Origin of the sequence: Endozoicomonas sp. SESOKO2 (assembly GCF_024606245.1) — a bacterium.
In the GTDB taxonomy this organism is placed as follows: Bacteria; Pseudomonadota; Gammaproteobacteria; order Pseudomonadales; family Endozoicomonadaceae; genus Endozoicomonas_A.
The window spans coordinates 1-1,028 of the sequence record NZ_JAHHPQ010000196.1; the positions used below are offsets into that span (position 1 = coordinate 1).

The 1,028-nt window shown below is 51.9% G+C and carries 2 protein-coding genes; both read left to right on the top strand.

Annotation, left to right across the window (positions count from 1 at the left end):
• Positions 1-337 (top strand): NUDIX domain-containing protein (locus tag KDK17_RS04705; RefSeq protein WP_257287465.1); only part of this gene is annotated, 337 nt, incomplete at its 5' end.
• Positions 330-1,028 (top strand): 3'(2'),5'-bisphosphate nucleotidase CysQ (locus KDK17_RS04710; protein WP_257287466.1); only part of this gene is annotated, 699 nt, incomplete at its 3' end. The genes KDK17_RS04705 and KDK17_RS04710, both read left to right, overlap by 8 nt.

Consider the following 1,028-nt stretch of genomic DNA (forward strand, 5'->3'; position numbering starts at 1 on the left):
GGGGCTGGTTGAGCCTGAAGAAAGTCTGGAAGAAGGGGGTAACCGTGAGTTAAAGGAAGAAGTGGGTTACGGTGCTCGTCATTGGAAGTACCTCAGTGCATTCACCCAGTCACCCAACTATATGAAAAGCAGAATACACTCAATGGTGGCCTGGGATCTTTATGAAGAAAGGCTGAAAGGCGATGAGCCAGAGCCTCTGGAAGTGGTCGAGTGGTCCTTTGACCGCTTACTGGAATTGAACGACAGGCCGGACTTTTCCGAAGCAAGGGCTCTGGCTACCCTGTTTTTGGTCAAAGAGAAAATTCAGGCCGGATGGCTGGAGACCCCCAATGTATGACGAGAAGCTGATTGAGCCCCTGAAGCACATTGCCCGACAGGCTGGAGAGGCCCTCCTGACCCTTTATCATCAGCAAGACCTGAGCATTCAGCACAAGTCTGACAAAACGCCTGTGACCTTGGCAGATCTCAAAGCCAACGAAGTCATTGAGCGGGGCCTGAAGGCTCTGGATGTCCGGTACCCTATTTTATCAGAAGAGTCAGAACATACCTCTTTTACTGAACGCTGCCAGTGGGAACGTTACTGGCTGGTGGACCCTCTGGATGGCACTCAGGAGTTTATCAATGGCAATGGCCAGTTCACCGTGAATATCGCGCTGATGGAAAAATCAGAAGATGGTCGAAGCTACCCGATATTGGGTGTGGTTCATGTTCCTGATGAGCATACAACCTATTGGGGGGGTAGCGGTCTGGGTGCTTTCAAACAAATTGAAGATCAGCCCGTTGACAGTATTACGCCAAGAATATTTCAGCCAGAAAGGGAAACGGTGGTACTGGGCAGTCGAAGCTATGGAACCGAAAGAGCGAGGGTATTTGTTGAAAAGCTCAGGGCGCTCTACCCTGATCTGGAGGTAAGGCCTGTCGGCAGTGCCCTCAAGAGTTGTCATGTTGCGGAAGGGCTGGCGGATATCTACCCAAGGCTGGGGCCCACATCTGAGTGGGATACCGGAGCGGCACAGGCCGTACTGGAA